We start from the raw sequence: 18,033 nt of genomic DNA on the forward strand, positions 1-18,033 counted from the left end.
AAAAATAATAAAGGTTTAGTAATAATAAGTATGGCTAGTCAAAAAAATAAATTATTTGAAAAAAATAAAAAATATTTATGGAGGAAAATAAAAAGTCACTCGTCTTTGTTCAGTGTATGGCCAAAAACTATACACAAGGAATATGTGCATTTGCCGCTTTGTTTACCAATTTATGTGCTGGTTTTTAGCTTATTCACCACCGAGGTAAAAGCGAGCCCTGTAAACGATAAAGCAGTGTTTAATATTCCTAGACAAAGGGCCGATTTATCGCTAATAAATTTTGCCGAGCAAGCCGATATTACTTTGCTTTTTCCGCTGGATAAAATTCAGCAGTTACAAACAAATACTATTGCTGGCGAGTATTCAATAATAAACGCATTACAGATTTTACTCGATGGCACAGGGTTGCAACCGCATGTTAGCGAAGATGGGCAAATATCTATTTTAATAGATCCAAGCTTCGAGAGAACTGACAACATGGCTAACTATAAAAAAAATGGCGTGTCCAGTGCAGTACTTGCTGTACTAAGCACAATGGCAACGCTTCCTGCAGTAGCAGAGACAGCAGCACAAGAACCAGAAATAATTGAAGTACGCGGAATTAGAGGCTCGCTTGGTCGAGCTATGGATGCCAAAAGAGAAGCGGGTGGCGTGGTTGACTCCATTTCAGCTGAAGATATTGGTAAATTTCCTGACACAAATTTAGCTGAGTCTTTACAGCGTATTACAGGGGTTTCAATAGACCGTTCAGGCGGTGAAGGGCAGCTCATTACAGTACGTGGTTTTGGCCCTCAGTTTAATACAGTGCTTGTAAATGGACGCCAAATGGCATCAGAGAATCAAAGCCGTGCGTTTAGTTTTGATACCATTGCATCAGAGCTGGTTAAAAGCTTAGACGTATTTAAAACCTCAACAGCCACAAAGCAGTCAGGTGGTATTGGTTCAACAGTCAATGTAAATACAGCGCGCCCATTTGCTATTAATGGCTTTAAAGTTGCGGGCAGTGTTAAGGGTATTTACGATGAAAATAGCGAAGAAACCACACCTGAGATATCTGGGTTAATCAGCAATACATTTAATGATGACACACTGGGTGTGTTATTTGCTGTTTCTCGCCAAGAGCGCGAAACACGCTTAAACCAAGCGCAGGTAGATGGCTGGTTAGAAAATGTAGGCGTCCCAAATCCTCAAACTCAAAGCGGGCAAGCATACACCGGTAATATTTTTTCGCCACGTAATTACGATCATAAAGTTACTACAGAGACACGTACACGCACTAATGCAAATTTAGTTATACAGTATGCACCTTCAGATGATTTAGTTATCACTGCTGATGCGCTCTATTCAGATTTTGATGTAGAAGCAGACACAACGTCTTACGGGCACTGGTTTACAGCGCCAAACTTAGAAGGCTTTGGTGATGCTGCAGGCCCAACCGTTGATGAAAATGGCACTGTGGTTGATTTATATCAAGAGGTAGGTCTTGCCACCGATATGCACGCTAAAAAGTTTGATCGTTTAACCAACTCTAGCGCATTAGGTTTAAACTTTGATTGGCATGTAAACGATAACTTAAATATGAAGTTTGATTTGAGCCACTCAAAAGCCAAGCGTGAGGCTAATAATGGCGGTGGCGATCAGCTATCGTTGATTGGCTATGCTAACCGAGTTCGATTTGAAGTAGATGGCGGCATACTACCTTACGCGAGTGAGTTTGCCTCTGCTAACCCTAACATTTATAGCGGCCAGCAAGAGCTGGACGGTGTTGCTTATAACCCTGCAGTTGCACCTGATGGCGTATCAAATCATTTAGATACAGCCAACAGCCGTGCACACGTAATGCTTCGCCGTGGTTGGGCTGTAGAAGATACTGTGGATCAGTTTCGTTGGGATAGCATTTGGCATAACGATGGCAGCTCAGGCCTAGTTTCGGTTAAATTTGGTGCTATGTATTCAACTGAAACTAAAAGCCTTGATCGTTGGGACAACGAAGGCGTAGGTATTCACTGTACCTTTTGTGGTTACCCAGATGACCCAAGTATGGATGGCTTAGCGCAATTTGTATTTGACGCAGGAGATGACTTTTTAGGTGATGTGAGCGGCAGCGGTCGTATGCCAACGTCATGGCTTGCACATGATGGAGAGGCAAACTTTGCGTACCTTGAGCAAATAGCTGCGGCGAATGGTCAGCCTATTAGTTTTGATGCAGTTAAACGTAATAAGTCGTTTGAGATAACTGAAGATACTTTCTCGTTTTATACAGAATTTGATTTTGAAGCTGAACTTGCAGGCATGCCTTTATACGCAACAGCGGGCTTTAGATATGAAAGCACCGATGTAAAAGTAAAGGGCACAGATGAGCCGGTTAGCGCGTTAACTATCTTAGATAAAACAGAAATGCTTGCTAATTTCGGCGCCGTAGAAAATATTTCAGCAAGTTCAGATTACGAAGCGATTTTACCTAACTTTAGCGTAAAGCTTGAAATAAGCGATGAGCTAATAGCACGTGCTGCTGTATCACAAACAATTACGCGACCAACACTCGATAGTATGTCGCCTGTAACAGTAATTGAAACAACGCGCCAAGGGGGCAATTTAACATCAAGCTCTGGTAACCCTGCGCTTGAGCCATTTACCTCTGATAACTTAGATTTATCATTAGAGTGGTATTACGCTGATGCCAGTTATTTATCCGCTGGTTACTTTAGAAAGAATGTTGCTAACTTCATTATCAATACCACTGAAGATTTAACCTTTGAATTGTCTGACGGCGGATTGTTGACTGACCCCTCAACAGGTAACGATGTAGATAACCCTGACGCTGCTGACTCGACGGCTGTATTTACAAACACATTACCAAATAATAGCGAATCGGCGATTGTTGATGGCTGGGAAATAGCCTTACAGCATAGTTTTGATAGTGGCTTTGGTTTTATGGTTAATGCAACATTTGTTGATAGTGATGCAGAACTAGACCCTGCAGATATAACTCAAGTATTTGCATTAACAGGCTTAAGCGACTCTTATAATGTGGTTGGCTTTTATGAGAATGGCCCATTTCAGGCGCGTTTAGCCTATAACTGGCGCGATAGCTTTGTACAGTCACTAACACAGTTAAATGGTGATGGTGTGACGATAGTTGAAGACTATGCACAATTCGATGCCAGTGGCAGCTATGATATTACCGAAAATGTATCGGTGTTCTTTGAGGGTATAAACTTAACCGAAGAATACGTACACAAACGTGGTCGCTTCTCTAATCAATTACTAATGGTTGAAGATAGCGGGCGACGTTTTGCGTTAGGTGTTCGTGGAAGTTTCTAACTTAAATAATAAAAGTGGCTTTTACATTTAGTAATAGCCACTTTTTAAATACGCCTTTATAGGTAACAAGCATGAACCAGCAAAATAAAGAAATAAAAACAGTGGTTGTCGTTGGTGGTGGTATAGCAGGCTGGCTAACAGCTGGTCGATTAGCGGCGCACCATAAAAGTAATACCCCCGATGGTCTTAATGTTGTGCTAGTTGAATCTCCAAATGTACCAATTATAGGTGTTGGTGAAGGCACTTGGCCTACCATGCGTAGTACATTATTAGCACTTGGTATTAGCGAAACCGATTTTATACGCGAGTGTGAAGCAAGCTTTAAGCAAGGAGCAAAATTCGCCAAATGGGTGGATGGCAGCGATGATGATTTTTACTATCACCCATTAGTTCTGCCGCAGGGCTTTTCAAAAACCGATATGGCAGGGCATTGGTTAAATAACACAGCAGAGTCAACGTCTTTTTCAAACGCAGTGTGTTACCAAGAAGCTATTTGTGAGCAAGGGCTTGCCCCTAAAACAATTCGTACACCAGAATATGCTGCTATAGCCAATTATGCCTACCATTTAGACTCTGCAAAATTTGCCGTTTTTTTACAAAAACATTGTACGCAGGAGCTTGGCGTTAAACATTTTTTAGCTGATGTAACACAGGTTAATAGTGCTAAAAATGGCGATATTGCAAGTGTTACCACAAATCAACAAGGTGAAATTAGCGGTGATTTATTTATCGATTGCACTGGTTTTTCATCATTGTTATTAGGCGAGCATTATAAGGTTCCTTTTCAGCCCTGCGATGATGTGCTGTTTATTGATACCGCCTTAGCAGTGCAAGTCCCTTATGAAGATGAAAATGACAGTATTGCATCTCACACAATTTCAACAGCGCAAGAAGCGGGCTGGATATGGGATATAGGATTACAGCATCGCCGTGGGGTGGGCTATGTGTACTCCAGTAAGTACAGTACCGAGTCGCAAGCAAGGGAAAAGCTTAGAGAGTATGTAGGCGATAAAATAGAGTCGTTAACAATTAGAAAAATCCCTATTAAAAGTGGCCACCGCTCACACTTTTGGCAAAACAACTGTGTTGCGGTTGGGCTTTCGGCTGGTTTTTTAGAGCCACTAGAAGCTTCTGCATTGGTATTAGTAGAAATGTCAGCACAAATGATCAGCGAACAACTTCCCCATACCCGGGATATTATGGATATTACCGCCAAACGCTTTAATGAGACGTTTACCTATAGGTGGGAAAAAATAATCGACTTTTTAAAGTTACATTATATTTTATCAACCCGTGACGATAACGCATTTTGGAGCGATAACAGAGACCCTAAAACGATTCCTCAAAGCTTACAAGATCTAATGAAACTATGGCAATACCGCGCCCCTGCTGATCACGACTTTACAAGTAACAATGAGGTGTTTCCAGCTGCGAGTTATCAATATGTTTTATATGGTATGGGCTTTAAAAGTGACTACAGCACAACTGCCTATATGCTTGAAGACACTGTTTTTGCTAAAAGTCAGTTTGATAAAAATAAGAGCATGATAAACCAAGCTGTAACTAACTTACCTAGTAACCGAGAATTATTAAATAAAGTTAAGAATCATGGTTTTAGCACTATTTAGCTTAAAAATTTACACATAAAAACAATAGAGACACACATGGAAAATTTAGTCGCATTAGAACAAAGTGCTCATCAGCACATAAAAATAGACACACAAAAGGCACAATCACACGCAGAAAACATTAATATGGTTCCTGTTGTTATGGCGGAACTAAACCAAATTGCTGTTCAGCAGCCTATAGTTTTTGCAAAAAACTCAGAAACAGGGGAGTTTACACTCAATGCTTTATTAGGCTTTGAGCAACATGAGAACTTGTTTTACCAGAACTCGCAGTGGCAGGGTGTGTATTTACCGCTTCAATTACAGCGTCAGCCATTTTTTGTTGGTGATACTCATGCGCAGCAAACTCAATACCCTGTGTGTATTAATTTAAATAGCCCAGCAGTCGTTAATAATCGATCGCAAAGCCAGAATAATTTAGAACCAATTTATACCCAAAGCGCAGAAGAAAGTAGCTATTTCAAACAAATAAAGCAGTGTTTAGGGCATTTACTACAGGGCGAAATAGACAATAAAAAGTTAATTGATACCTTGTTACAGCATGATCTACTGCAGCCATTATCGCTTGAGGTAACGTTTCAGAACAGTCAAAAAACAAAGTTAAACGGCCTATACACTATTAACCAAGAAAGACTCGCACAACTTAATAGTGATCAAATTACACTTTTACATCAAAGCGCTTTATTACCCGCTATTTATACTGTTATAACCTCGCTTGGCCAAATATACCCATTGATAGAGCGTAAAAATGCAGTGCTTAATTTAGCCGATGATTGATTTTAAACTAAACGAAAATATGGCGTTACACATACATACTGTAGGGGAAGAGAAAACCCCTATTATTGTTATTGATGATTTTGTAAATAATGTAGATGCGCTTATTAATTTTGCTGTGTTTTCTCAAAGTGCTAGAGAAGCGTTTTGCGCACAAGAAAGTGATTTTTACCCAGGAGTAAGAAAAGCAGCACCGCTTAGTTATATCGAGCGGTTAAAAGCGCTTGCGCCAATTATTAATTCACACTTTGATATGGTGGATAAAAGCGAGTTCGATGTAATTCTTTCTGCTTTTTCAATTGCATGCACTGAGCCTGACAAGCTCAGGCCAATACAAATGCTCCCTCATTTTGATACACCTAATATAAATCAACTTGCTATAGTGCACTTTTTATGTGATGAAACTCATGGTGGCACTTCATTTTATAAGCATAGAGCCCTAGGGTACGAACGTATAACAAAAGAGCGACTTATGCTTTATAGGCAAGCTATTAAGCAACAAGCCATGGCGCAAAAGCTTCATAAAAATCCACAATATATAAATGGAAGTACAACTTTGTTTGAGCAAGTTTACAGTGTAGAGGCAAAGCTAAATCGCGCAGTAATATACCCAAGTAACTTATTGCATTCCGGTAATATAAACGCGTCTAATGGTTATGCCTGTGACCCAGTTAATGGGCGTTTAACTATCAGTAGCTTTGCTGTTTTACGCTAGCTTTTTTATTACCGACTAAAACTCTCAAAGTACTCTTTTTGCAATTCTATAGTAAGCGCTTTAGGGCGAATGCCTTGTACTAGGCTGTATACTTCTTCTTTTGTGTAACCTGCCGAATTTAAAATAAGCGCAGCGACCAACCCTGTGCGGCCTGTACCGCCTTTGCAATGTATGGCAATGGTTTGTTTGTGTTGTATGGCCTGTAATATGTCGGTTTTGTGGGTGTTCCAGCTTGATGTAAAAGGTTGTTTGGGTGCTTCGTCGTCATTTATTGGTAAATGAAACCAGGTTATATCGTGCTTATTGCACTCAGTATTAATTGTTTGTACGTTGTTTTTTTCAAGCTCCTTTTGCGGCATAAGTGAAAGCAGCATGTGAGTGCCAGCCGCTTTTAATGTGGCGATTGAATCCGCTAGGTTTTGTGTTTTTGTGCCAGGGCAAGGTGTAAAAATAATATTTGCGCCGTTATTGAGTGATAAAATATCGTACGGGTGCGCGCTCATGGTAAGTCCTTTATTTTTAATGAATTTGCTTTATAAGCTCACTATAGCGTGTTTTAGTTACAAGTTTAAGATTGAATAATAAGCATAAATGCTAGATACTGTTTTTATATACAGTCATGGCGATATTATGAAAAAAGAATTACCAGCAAAATACTATTTAGCGCATTTTAGAGAGCTTATTGAGTTTGTAACTAGTAAATGTATGCATTTACTTGAGCCCAAGCACCGCGAATTTATTAGTAAAATTAACCAGCTAGATGAGCAAAGCCAGTGCATGTTGGCGCGTGTGTACTCGCGAAAGCCTTATTTGGTGCAGGCGCAATCGCTTAATTATGAAGAAATAACCTCGCCGCATCAGGCTATTTATACGCTAAAAAAAGCGGGTATTTTATTTGAGCCAAACGAGCAGCATTATTCGCAGCTTTTAGCGCACTTAACTAAGCCTTCTTTGGTTGAGTTGCTAAGTAATTACAGTGAGCAAATAAGCTTTAAAAAGAGCGCCGCTAAAGGCGCGCTGGTGGATATTGCGCGTGAGTTTTTTAAAGCATGCCCACAAGAGCTTGCGCCACTTTATAGCCAGTATGTAATTAACAACCGCAGTGATTACTACGAGTATTTTGAGTTTTTATTTGCAGGCAAACTAAGCAGTGGTGATGTGAATCATCAGAACCGTTTTGTAATGCGAGACTTAGGCTTAACCGCTACGCGCGAAGGACATAGCGAGAGCTTGTCGCGTTTTGAAACACTAGACGAAGCGCAATCAAACTATTTATTAAACCGTTACCGGTTAGCATTTAAAAATATTACAGATGAGAGCGATTACGTTGCTTTAGCGTCGCAGGTTTTAGTGCAAGCTGCACATGGTGCAATTGCCGTTGTATTAAAAAACAAACTATTAGTTAGGCTTTATAAGCAGCTAAAAACAGTTGATAGCGAACTTGCTTTTAGTTTGCTTGAAGGGTGCGTGGATGATAGCGAAGCACAAGAAATTCAAATAAGAGAGCAATACAGGCTTGGCAATAAAGAGTGGGTCAAAGCTCGATTAGAAGCCATTATCGAAAACCCACTTACTGATGATTTACTTTATTTTGCTGACGATTTTTTAATGCGTAAGTTTAATAAAAAAACACGTTCGCGTTTAAGTGCCATGCTTGCCGACACCCAATGCGTGCTAGAAATAGATGAACTGTACCGAGGTGAAGTAGAGCAGGGCGTAAACGATTATTATACTCGCCAAGGTATGCAGGTATTTAATACCGAAAACACGCTTTGGCAAAGTTTGTTTGGTTTAGTATTTTGGCACGAGTTATTTGTGGAGTCGCCTTATCCGCCATGCAATGAGTTTGATATTTATCCGCAAGTATTAAGGCTTGGTAATTTTTATGAAGCGCAGCAAACACAGATAAACGAGCGCTTAGCTCAGTGCCAAACGTCGCAAGCATTACTTAATTTAGTATGCAAAAATGCAGCGCAATACTTTGAGCAACCTAACGGTTTGTTTAGATGGCGCAGCAATTTATTAGAGCCACTAGAAGCGCTTATTTTAAACAGCCCACTTGAGGCGCTAATTGCGCACCTAGCAGCCATGAGCAAACATTATTTACAGCTAAAAGACGGCTACCCCGATTTAATGGTTATTAATAATGGCCAAGTACACTTTGAAGAGGTAAAAGCCCCAGGCGATAAGCTTAGGCGCAACCAACTAACCACTATTGATAATTTAAAAAATGTGGGCTTTACAGTACACATTGCTGCGGTTAAATGGTTTGTAGACCCAAACCGTATTTACAGTGTGGTTGATATAGAAACCACGGGCGGCTTAAAAGGCGGTAACCGAATTACCGAAATTGGCATAGTTAAAGTACAGCACGGTAAAGTAATTGATACTTGGACAAGCTTAGTTAACCCTGAGCGCCATATCCCTGGCTTTATTACGTCATTAACTGGCATAAGCGACAGTATGGTTTACAGCGCGCCTGTATTTGCCGATATAGCCAAGCCGCTATTAGATAAACTCGCAGGCAGTATTTTTGTAGCCCATAACGTTAATTTTGACTACGGCTTTATTAAAAAAGAGTGCGAGATGGCAGGGCACTTTTTTAAAATGCCAAAAATGTGCACCGTGGTTGAATCGCGCAAAGCGTTTAAAGGCTTAAAGTCGTATTCGCTTGGTAACCTTAGTGCGCATTTTAATTTAAATTTAACTAGCCATCACCGTGCATTGGCCGATGCAACGGCTACTGCCGAGCTGTTATTACTGATACAAAATAGTGAAACGCAAACATAGTAGCGTATTATCTTTTTTTAACTATATGAAATTTAAATAATAAGTAGTTTTATTATAAATTTTTAATTTATTTTGGAATAAAGTGTTTTTGTAAATCGTCTTCTTTATGTCAATCCGACAAACTAGAGGACAAAACAATGACTAAATTAAATAAAATTGTAAGCGTAATGATGTTAAGCGGTGTGTGTACTTTTACAGGTGCAGTGCATGCCGCTGATATTGAACTATCTCAGTCAACGTCGGCGCAGCAACAAACATCTACATCTATTGCGCTTTCACAAAACGGTTTAACAGCCAGTGGTAGCAACGAGTCAAACGTATCTAGCGATACACAAGTAACGGCTGATGACTCGCAAGAAACAGATTCAACGGCAAATAACACACAAACTCCATCGCAAGAAAGCAGTGAGGCCGCAGAGCCTGCAAGTTCATTAGTTGCATCTGCCAGCTCATCTTTAAATAATGCATTAAATGCATCGGCATCGTCTTTAAATGCCACAGGCAATACCACAGCCAATACAGCGCTTGATACAACCGCGCAGTTAACTTCATCGGCGGGTAATTTAACAACCGCTGTGAGCCAATCGTCATTACTTTCTGTTAGCTCTGAACAAGGCACTCAGCCTGATACTACTGATACACCAACAAGTGCCTCTTTACTTTCAAATGTGAGTAGCGCAACCGATTCAGTAACACAAGCTGATGCAGCGAGTGCGCTTAATGCGGGTGAGCTTACAAACCAATTAGCAATTACTAGTACGGCTGCAAACTCAGTAAGTTCTGCACTGCAGGTAGGTGATGCAATTAATACCAGTAATGAAGTAGTAAGCAGTGTTCAGCAATCTTTAATTGCCAGTGTGCAAGACAGTACGGTTAGCAGCTTACAAAGCACGGTACAGCAAAGTGTTAGCGGGCAGGTGAGTGCAGCGGTTACTGATCAAATTAGTAACGATGTAGCACTTAGCACTGCAAGTGAAGTAGTAACCAACATTACTAACGACTTAGACCTAGGCCTTTAATACGCCGCGTGTTTGCACAAATGCCGAATAGGGAAACCTATTCGGCCTGTTGGAGAATAAATATGAAAGCAGTTATAACCGCCACATTGTGTGTTTTTAGTGCCCAAGCGGTGCTTGCACAAACCAACCACGTTAAAACACCTGAGCAAAATAAACCCTTTAAAAGTAGCTTTGAGCTAAATGCAGATGCTGAAGTTGGGGTATTAAGTAACTCGGCGCTTTCTGTTCAGGAGCTTGATGATATTTCGTCGCAAAGCGACAGCGGCATAAAAACCGCAGCCGGTGTTAATGCAAAATGGCAATTAACCAAAGGCGCTAAATTAACCTCAAGCTATCGGTTTGAACAACAAGACTACGATGAATTTGATCAATACGATTTAGACCTTCATCAATATGGTTTAGATGGCAGCTACAGCTTTAATAGCCATGAGGTAGGAGTTCGTTACGATGGCGCAAAAGCAAATGTAGATGGCGATACATTTTTACATTTTAATCAAGCTAGTGCTTACTATGGTCATTTTTTATACCCGCATACGTATTTACGTATGAGCATAAAAACCAAAGCTAAACGTTTTGCTACTGCAAAAGCGCGTAATGCCGATGGCGTAGGCGGCGATGTAGCGCTTTATCATTTTATAAATAATGGCCAAACCATGCTAATGGCAGCGCTAAGTGCCGATAAAGAAAACGCCGACGACAACCAATACGACTTTAACGGTTACGGCTTTACTACTAAAGTTACGCACAAATTTACGGCCTTTAATGTGGCTAACAAAGTAGGGGCTGGCTGGCGTTATCAAAATAAAGATTACGATGAGCAAACAACGGATGATTTTTTTGAGCAAATACCGTTGCGAGATGAGCACCGAAATGTAATTAATGCGTTTTATAACCTAGCTGTGTTTGAGCACGTAACACTAATAGCCGAGGCTGAATATGGCGATTATCAATCAAAGCTTAGTAGCAATACCTATACTCAGTCGGTTTTATCGGCGTCAGTTAAAGTGCACTTTTAGGTGGGTAAATGGCGCCATAACCAAAGGTGGCGTCTTTGCCTTGCTCGCCTAAATCGACGGCCAGCGATGTAAGTTCGTTAAGTGCTTTGGTTTTATTATTACCATGTTTTAACAATAAACAACTTAATGCCGCGCTTACATGCGGCGCCGCCATTGACGTACCCGACTCCCTCCCAAATTTTCCATTGCCTTGGCTTGTAACAACATTTACACCAAGGGCTGCAAAGTCTATGTAATCGCCTTTATTTGACCATCTATAAATGTGGTTTTTTGAATCAATAGCACTTACCGCTATCACGCTTTTATACGCGCCTGGGTATAACGGCTGCGACGCCGGACCTTGATTACCCGCAGCTGCTACAATTAAACCATTTTGTTTTATAGCTGCAGTAATACTTGCTTCTAAAATTGCGTTATTTGGCCCCGTTAGGCTCATATTTATTACGGGTATTTTATTACTAACTAGCCAGTTAAGTGCCTCTACTATGGCAAATAAAGTAGCCCCTTGTGCATATTCAGATTGCCTATAAAACACCTCGGCACTGTAAAGCTCTGCACTGCTTAAAAGCGGGCTGAGCGTTGCTCCTTTACCTGTAATTAACCCCGCTATGGCGGTGCCGTGTAAATTTGGCGAGCTTAACCCTTTAGGTAAAAAGCTTTGCGTGGTGATATTGGCGCCTTTAAAAGCACTGTGTTTGGTATTAATGGCGCTGTCGATCATGCCGATTTTTACGCTTTGTGTGCAGTAAGGAGCAACAGACTTATTTGGTGTTACTTTTGCGGTAGGATCGCCTGTTTGCGCTTGGTAAATGTGGTTTCGGTCAAGTATTGCAGACTCATCTAAGTTAAGCGCTTTTAATAACTCACTTTTAGAGTTAACACCTTGGGGGGCGTTAAAGCGCACTAAGCTCATATTAAGTGCGCTGTAATTTTTTACCGATACGATGGTTACATTTTGCTGCTTTAGGGTATTAAGTTGTTGGCTATTTGCCATTAATAACCATTGGCGCTCTATTGCTCTAAAGCCGTTTTCAAGCTCTACTTCAACAAATGCGGTGTTTTGGCTATTTATATTAATGTTAAGCACATTGGGTAAGCTGCTAATTGGCTCACTAATTTGCGCTTTTAGTTCATCAATCGATATTTGTGGAACAGGCACCGGAAGCGGCAGGCGCTGTGCTCGCTCTATAGTTTGTTCAATACGCTGCTCTATTGGGTTTAGCTGCCCAAGCACCTGATCGACTCTTACTATATTGGCTGAACTCGTTGCGCTAAACATACAAAGCGAAGCGGCTATTATGTGTTTAACGCGTGTGTTTATAATATTCATAGTGGGTTACTTCTATTAAATTTATCATGCTGGTTAGTTAACGTTTAACACATAGAAATATTTCATTATTTAAATTATTTTGATTATTTGGGAATAAATGCTTTTTTGAATCGTCTTCTTTATAAAAGGGGTAAAAATCAATGAACGAAACTATAAAAACCTTATTGCCCATGCTTAGGCGTTTTGCCTATTCGCTAACGGGTAGTAAAGCAGATGCAGACGATGTAGTGCAAATAACAATTGAAAAACTATTAGTAAAAGGTATTCCAGATGACGTTGAGCCTGCTAAATGGGCATTTAAAATTTGCCGTAATGTGTGGATAGATGAATACCGCTCACGCAAGGTAAGGCAAAATACGGCTCAGGCCGATATATTACCAGAGCCAATAACAAGTAATGAGCACCAAACACTCGAAAACAAACAAATGCTTAAAAATGTAAATACAGCACTTGGGCAATTACCCGAAGAACAACGCGCCATAGTATCGCTGGTGGCAGTGCAGGGCATGGCTTATAAAGAGGTAGCACATACACTCGATATACCTATAGGCAGTGTAATGAGTAAATTATCGCGCGCACGCAGTACACTTTATAATTTAATAAAACCCGACTTTAAAAAGGAGCAAGTATGAACATTAACGACGAAACACTTAGCGCCTTTTTAGACTCAGAACTAAGCGAGCACGAAATGGAGCAAGTGCGTAAAGCCCTTGAAACCGATGATGAGCTAGTAATGCGACTTGCAGAATTTAGCGAAGTAGACATGTTAGTAAAAGAGCACGCAGCAAGTATTGACGACGCACCACTTAGTGACTCATTAGCTAAAACGGTTGCAAAGCTTGATACAGCAACGACAAAAAACACGTTAAACAGTAATGTAGTAACGTTAACGCCTTGGCAAAAGGTTAAGCAATCGGCTAATAAAAGTTTAGCAATAGCAGCAAGCGTTGCTGTGGTATTTGGTATTGCAATGACGAGCTATTTACAACCCAATGAGTCGCAAAATTTAGTAGCCAGTAACATAGCCACAGCGCTTAATACACAGCTAAGTAGTGGTGAGTATAAGCAAAGTGATGGCTCACTATTTAGTGCACAGCTTAGTTTTAAAAATCAGCAAGGTGAGCTTTGTAGGCAGTATGCACTAAGCTCAAATAATACAACGCAAACAAGCATTGCTTGTAAAACGCAAAGCGGTTGGCAAATTAAAGCGCAAACAGCTACGCAGCAAAGTAACAGTGGCGCGCAATATCAAACGGCGTCTAATAACAGTGAGTTAGATGCTGTTATAGATAGCATGATCAGCGGCGCACCACTCGATAGAGCGCAAGAGCAGCAAGCAATTAGCGCAAAGTGGCAGTCAAACAAATAATAATGTGTATAAAACGAGGTGAACTATGAAAACATCTATTTTAATTATCAGTATTTTACTTATGGCGGGCTGTGCATCTAAACCTGATTACCGCGCCGCAAATAATGGCTCACAAGGTTACAGCGAGCAAAAGATTAGCGACGATCAATACCGAGTAGAGTTTAAAAGCGTATCAAATAATGTAGCCGATGCCGGTGACTATGCATTATTACGCGCGGCTGAGCTTACCCAAACACAAGGCTACGATTGGTTTGTTGTAACCAACAAAGAAACCTTTGTTGAGTCTAAATCGCAAGCTCCCGCGTCATCTATTAGTGCATCACAAAGCCAGCAATATGAGCGAAGCTGTGGCTTATTAACCTGCGAAACACGCGCTCGCCCAACAAGCAGTGTAGGCGTACAAGTGAGCAACAATGATAAACGCAAAGAAGTGCACACCCTGATTGATATTAAAATGGGTAAAGGGATAAAACCCAGCGACAACAGCTATAGTGCCCAAGACTTAATTGAAAACTTAAGCGAAAAAGCACAAAAGTAAGCGTTTGGTAAATGCGCTTGATATAAGCACTTAGCTTGTTTTAGCTAAGTGCTTTTTTCGTGGTAAAAAACCAGTAACCAGCATAGTACCGACAATTACAAATAGTGCGCCTAGTAACGTATTTGGCCCAATTTGCTCATCTAAAATTAAATGCCCCCAAAAAATGCCAAATAGCGGAATTAAAAACGTGACTGTTAACGCCGAGGTAGGGCCTATATCGTCGATTAATTTAAAAAATAAAATATAAGCAAGTGCGGTACACATTACTCCTAATACGAGTACACCTAACATAACGTTGGTGCTTGGAACTTCACGCATTGGCATAAATAAGATAAGAGGCAATACCATAAAGCTTGAAGCCCACATTGAGCCATGGGCGTTATCGAATGGGGCCAGTTTAGGCGCGTTTTTAGTGTAATGCGATGCAATGGCATAGCAAAGTGATGCGCTTAATGCCGCTACTATGGCCAAAATTGATTGGCTATTTAACACAAAATGATTTTGCCCAACCAAAATAACTACGCCAATTAAACCCAGCAGTAAACCAATCACCATACTTTTATTGGGCTTTGTTTTTGTCCATGCAATTCCAACAACAACACCCCATATTGGTGTTGTAGAATTTAAAATTGAGAGTGTGGAAGCGCTAATAGTTTGGGCTGCGTAAGCAAAAAATAAAAACGGCAGAGCAGAATTAAACGCACCTATAATAAAAAAGTGTTTTGTGTGCTCAGTAAACGCTAAGCTGCGTTTTAAGTACAGCGCCACAATAAAGAGGGTGAGTGCGGCAAAGCCAACTCTAAATTCTATTAACACCGCTGGGCCTAAGCTGTTAGCTGCCATTCGCATAAATAAAAATGACGCGCCCCAAATTGCAGCCAGAAAAAATAACCGAAGTAAACTTGCTAAGCTCATGATAGTATTTTAATTATACAAATAGGATTACACAATAGCAGGCTTTGCAAAGAGTGTAAGCCAGATTCGGTACTCGCATATAAAAATAATAAGGGACTAGTTATGGCTAAATGTATATCGGTTGCAGCAATTTTGGCTGTAGGTTTATTAGGTGGGTGTGGGTCGACCCCTGTTAGCCTATACAGCGACAATACAATGAAGAAAAAAGAATACAATGGTATTAAAGCGTATAAAAAGGGGCTGTACGAGCAAGCTTTTTATGATTTAAAAGAGCCGGCAGCACTTGGCTATAAAAGTGCACAATATACGTTGGCATTCATGTTTTTAAAAGGCCAATACTTGGAGCAATCTACTAAACTCGGAATGGGCTGGCTAGGTGTTGCAAAAGAAGCGGGGGTTGAGAATTGGTCTGCGCAATACGATGCATTTTACAGTGCAGCGACTACGCAGCAAAAACAACAAATAGACGAAACAGTTGAGTTGTATATAACGCAATTTGGCGTTAAAGCACAAAATATGACCTGTCGGCGTTCAACTTCGCCTAGGCGTACATTTGGTGAAGTTAAAATTGATTGCACTAAGCACGAAGGTAGCGTTACCGAGCACGACATACAGATAATATAATAGAGTTATGACTTTTCTAGCTTCTTTTCAAAGTCGCTTTTAACTATTTCAAGTGCTTTAAGTACTTCTTCTGGAGCAACATCGTGTTGCTCTAGTATCATAATTAAATCTACTGCAAGTTTAATATGTGTAGGGGCTTGATCAAGTGGGCTTGTCATTTAATTCTTTCTTTTTTGATATTTGGCTGATGGCAACATTTATTGCTGTTTGTACACGTTGTTCCATATGTATGCGTTCTGATTGCGGTAAATAAAACGCCATATCTACATCGTAGCGAATATATCGTGGCGGGAGCTGATTTAGTACCGTACAACAAAAGTCAGCCATTACATCTTCATCATATTTTTCATCAAGTTTAAGTTTGATGATTTCTTCAACTACAATCTTTTCGTAATAGTTGTGTATGTCTTCGTGTAATCGCATATTCCCACCGCTTTAAAATAATCCGTTTAACTGAGTCTATACTAAGGCTTACTATAAATCGATAGCGGCTTTAAATAGTTGTTTATGAACATTAATTAGTGAACTCAAATTACGCTGATAACCGCCGCCTAAAGCGCACATTAGTGGGATTTGATGTTGCTTACAGAAGTTGAGAACAAACAAGTCGCGCTCATATACGCCATTGAGCGATATATTAAACAAGCCTAACTCGTCTTTTGTGTAAATATCAGCGCCTGCATTATACAAAATAATATCAGGGTTATGTATGCGCACGCAAAAATCGAGTGCTTGCTCTAATGTAGCAAGGTACTCAGCGTCGGTTGTTTTAGCGGGTAATGCAAAATCGTAAGTGGATTGCTGTTTATTACGAGGGAAATTTTGCTCACAATGAATTGAGCAGGTAATAATTTGGTCATGATTTTGAGTGATTTGTGCTGTGCCATCGCCTTGGTGTACGTCGCAATCAAAAATTAAAACAGTGTCGGCTTGCTCTGTATTTATTAAATGTGCTGCTGCAATAGCTAGATCGTTAAAAATACAAAAACCGCTGCCGTAATCACTGTATGCATGATGATAGCCACCACTTAAATTAGCCGAAAAACCATGTTTTAGCGCGTGTTCACTACTTTGGATGCTTGCCCCAATTGATAGTAATGTGCGCTCTACCAATTCATTTGAATAAGGAAAGCCCATTTTTTTTATGGCTTTATTGCTAAGCGTGCCGTTTAAAAAGTCATCTATATAACGTTGGCTATGACATAGCGAAAGTTGAGATTTGGTTGCTTTTTTAGGCTCTTGAAAGTGAATAGCCGAAACACCTAGGTTTTCTATTTCTGTTTTAAGTAACTTATACTTTTGAATAGGGAATCGATGACGTTCTGGGAGTATAAGGTCTGAATACAATGGATGATAATAAAGCTGCATAGTAAAGTGCGCCTTAACGCAGCTGCAGTTTTTCTACTTGTTGAATTTTATCTTCGGTGGCAGAAATTGCTTTTCTGCAGCGGCCTAATCGAGCGTGTGTGCTTAATATTTCAAGGTTAAGCTTTTGTGCTTTAGCAGGTGAGGCTTTATCCATTTGCATTTTTCGCTCTTCAATCATAAGTACTAAACGGCGTTCAAACTCATGGTTTTGTTTTAATTCGTCGTAAAGCTCATGGGATGATTGCATTATTTTTTGCACAGCTTGCTTATAAACGGTTTGCTTAGGGCGTGGTTTATAATGGCTTTTGTTTTCTTTAACCCAAATAGGGGTAGATTTAATAACATTGAATACAGCTTGTATTTGAGCTGCAATACGTTCAAGCGCGTAGGTATAAGCATGGCGATGCTCGCTTGGCGGTAACCTCGAAACTTCGTCTTCTATTTCTATCACGTAATCGACTAGGTTCATGCTTTTGGTACTAAAAACTGCGCGGTCAAACAAGCTAGGTTGTGCTTGCATGTAACGATTTTTAGAAAAAAGTTTAGCTTTATCAAATTGCTCAGCTTGTTGTTTTAGCGTTGCAACTTGTTGACGTAGTTTATCTAAAGCCATTGAATGCATA

18 protein-coding genes are annotated in these 18,033 nt (G+C 40.2%); 11 read left to right on the forward strand and 7 right to left on the reverse strand.

The features are described 5' to 3' along the window. Window positions 1-30: 30 nt before the first annotated feature. From AC5NT5_RS05840 to AC5NT5_RS05855, 4 genes are all read left to right on the forward strand, one after another. Window positions 31-3,324, forward strand: coding sequence for a TonB-dependent receptor (locus AC5NT5_RS05840; RefSeq protein ID WP_494514276.1), 3,294 nt, complete (start codon window positions 31-33; stop codon window positions 3,322-3,324). Window positions 3,325-3,395: 71 nt separating this feature from the next. Next, on the forward strand, window positions 3,396-4,952 hold the full coding sequence (locus AC5NT5_RS05845; RefSeq protein ID WP_494514275.1) for a tryptophan halogenase family protein: 1,557 nt from the start codon (window positions 3,396-3,398) through the stop codon (window positions 4,950-4,952). A 36-nt stretch (window positions 4,953-4,988) separates the two neighbouring features. Further along, a complete protein-coding gene (locus AC5NT5_RS05850) occupies window positions 4,989-5,729 on the forward strand; it encodes a SapC family protein (protein WP_182674402.1) in 741 nt (246 codons plus the stop codon). Beyond that, entirely contained in the window at window positions 5,722-6,441 is a 720-nt protein-coding gene (locus AC5NT5_RS05855) for a DUF6445 family protein (protein WP_494514274.1), read from the forward strand. Before AC5NT5_RS05850 ends, AC5NT5_RS05855 begins: the two co-directional genes overlap by 8 nt. Before the next feature lie 8 nt (window positions 6,442-6,449). Here AC5NT5_RS05855 and AC5NT5_RS05860 read toward each other — a convergent pair whose 3' ends face one another. Then, window positions 6,450-6,944: a phosphatase domain-containing protein gene (locus tag AC5NT5_RS05860; protein WP_494514273.1), complete on the reverse strand. Its 495-nt coding sequence runs from the start codon at window positions 6,942-6,944 to the stop codon at window positions 6,450-6,452. A gap of 88 nt (window positions 6,945-7,032) precedes the next feature. Between AC5NT5_RS05860 and AC5NT5_RS05865 the strand changes: the two genes are divergently transcribed. The 3 genes from AC5NT5_RS05865 to AC5NT5_RS05875 all read left to right on the forward strand — a co-directional run bounded on the left by AC5NT5_RS05865 (window position 7,033) and on the right by AC5NT5_RS05875 (window position 11,266). Then, window positions 7,033-9,231 carry an exonuclease domain-containing protein gene (locus tag AC5NT5_RS05865; protein WP_494514272.1) on the forward strand — a complete coding sequence of 733 codons (2,199 nt, stop codon included), beginning with the start codon at window positions 7,033-7,035 and terminating at the stop codon, window positions 9,229-9,231. Window positions 9,232-9,368: 137 nt separating this feature from the next. Then, entirely contained in the window at window positions 9,369-10,250 is an 882-nt protein-coding gene (locus AC5NT5_RS05870) for a RodZ family helix-turn-helix domain-containing protein (protein ID WP_494514271.1), read from the forward strand. Between the two features lie 62 nt (window positions 10,251-10,312). After that, window positions 10,313-11,266, forward strand: a complete 954-nt coding sequence (locus tag AC5NT5_RS05875; protein ID WP_494514270.1) for a hypothetical protein — start codon at window positions 10,313-10,315, stop codon at window positions 11,264-11,266. On the opposite strand, the gene AC5NT5_RS05880 is transcribed toward AC5NT5_RS05875, so the two are convergent. Beyond that, entirely contained in the window at window positions 11,250-12,596 is a 1,347-nt protein-coding gene (locus tag AC5NT5_RS05880) for a S8 family serine peptidase (RefSeq protein ID WP_494514269.1), read from the reverse strand. The two genes, AC5NT5_RS05875 and AC5NT5_RS05880, sit on opposite strands and share 17 nt — an antisense overlap. Window positions 12,597-12,736: 140 nt before the next feature. On the opposite strand from AC5NT5_RS05880, the gene AC5NT5_RS05885 reads away from it, so the two are divergent. The 3 genes from AC5NT5_RS05885 to AC5NT5_RS05895 are packed head-to-tail and all read left to right on the forward strand — an operon-like array spanning window position 12,737 to window position 14,503. Further along, a complete protein-coding gene (locus AC5NT5_RS05885) occupies window positions 12,737-13,228 on the forward strand; it encodes an RNA polymerase sigma factor (protein WP_024596777.1) in 492 nt (163 codons plus the stop codon). Next, window positions 13,225-13,965 (forward strand): anti-sigma factor family protein, encoded by a 741-nt coding sequence (locus tag AC5NT5_RS05890; protein ID WP_494514268.1) that lies wholly within the window; start codon window positions 13,225-13,227, stop codon window positions 13,963-13,965. Before AC5NT5_RS05885 ends, AC5NT5_RS05890 begins: the two co-directional genes overlap by 4 nt. Before the next feature lie 25 nt (window positions 13,966-13,990). After that, entirely contained in the window at window positions 13,991-14,503 is a 513-nt protein-coding gene (locus AC5NT5_RS05895) for a CC0125/CC1285 family lipoprotein (protein ID WP_494514267.1), read from the forward strand. Window positions 14,504-14,533: 30 nt separating this feature from the next. Here AC5NT5_RS05895 and AC5NT5_RS05900 read toward each other — a convergent pair whose 3' ends face one another. Continuing rightward, window positions 14,534-15,418, reverse strand: coding sequence for a DMT family transporter (locus AC5NT5_RS05900; RefSeq protein ID WP_494514266.1), 885 nt, complete (start codon window positions 15,416-15,418; stop codon window positions 14,534-14,536). 102 nt (window positions 15,419-15,520) lie between these two features. On the opposite strand from AC5NT5_RS05900, the gene AC5NT5_RS05905 reads away from it, so the two are divergent. Beyond that, window positions 15,521-16,042 carry an SEL1-like repeat protein gene (locus tag AC5NT5_RS05905; protein WP_494514265.1) on the forward strand — a complete coding sequence of 174 codons (522 nt, stop codon included), beginning with the start codon at window positions 15,521-15,523 and terminating at the stop codon, window positions 16,040-16,042. A gap of 5 nt (window positions 16,043-16,047) precedes the next feature. On the opposite strand, the gene AC5NT5_RS05910 is transcribed toward AC5NT5_RS05905, so the two are convergent. Genes AC5NT5_RS05910 through AC5NT5_RS05925 form a run of 4 tightly spaced genes read right to left on the reverse strand, consistent with a single transcriptional unit; the run spans window position 16,048 to window position 18,032 of the window. Continuing rightward, window positions 16,048-16,200, reverse strand: coding sequence for a DUF2496 domain-containing protein (locus tag AC5NT5_RS05910; RefSeq protein WP_076915489.1), 153 nt, complete (start codon window positions 16,198-16,200; stop codon window positions 16,048-16,050). Further along, window positions 16,184-16,465 (reverse strand): late competence development ComFB family protein, encoded by a 282-nt coding sequence (locus tag AC5NT5_RS05915; protein WP_024590772.1) that lies wholly within the window; start codon window positions 16,463-16,465, stop codon window positions 16,184-16,186. Before AC5NT5_RS05915 ends, AC5NT5_RS05910 begins: the two co-directional genes overlap by 17 nt. A 51-nt stretch (window positions 16,466-16,516) precedes the next feature. Next, window positions 16,517-17,410 carry a histone deacetylase family protein gene (locus tag AC5NT5_RS05920; RefSeq protein ID WP_494514264.1) on the reverse strand — a complete coding sequence of 298 codons (894 nt, stop codon included), beginning with the start codon at window positions 17,408-17,410 and terminating at the stop codon, window positions 16,517-16,519. Window positions 17,411-17,423: 13 nt separating this feature from the next. Continuing rightward, a complete protein-coding gene (locus AC5NT5_RS05925; protein ID WP_182674411.1) occupies window positions 17,424-18,032 on the reverse strand; it encodes a primosomal replication protein in 609 nt (202 codons plus the stop codon). Window position 18,033: the final 1 nt, after the last annotated feature.

The sequence above is a fragment of the Pseudoalteromonas sp. J2K-J599 genome, assembly GCF_059295115.2.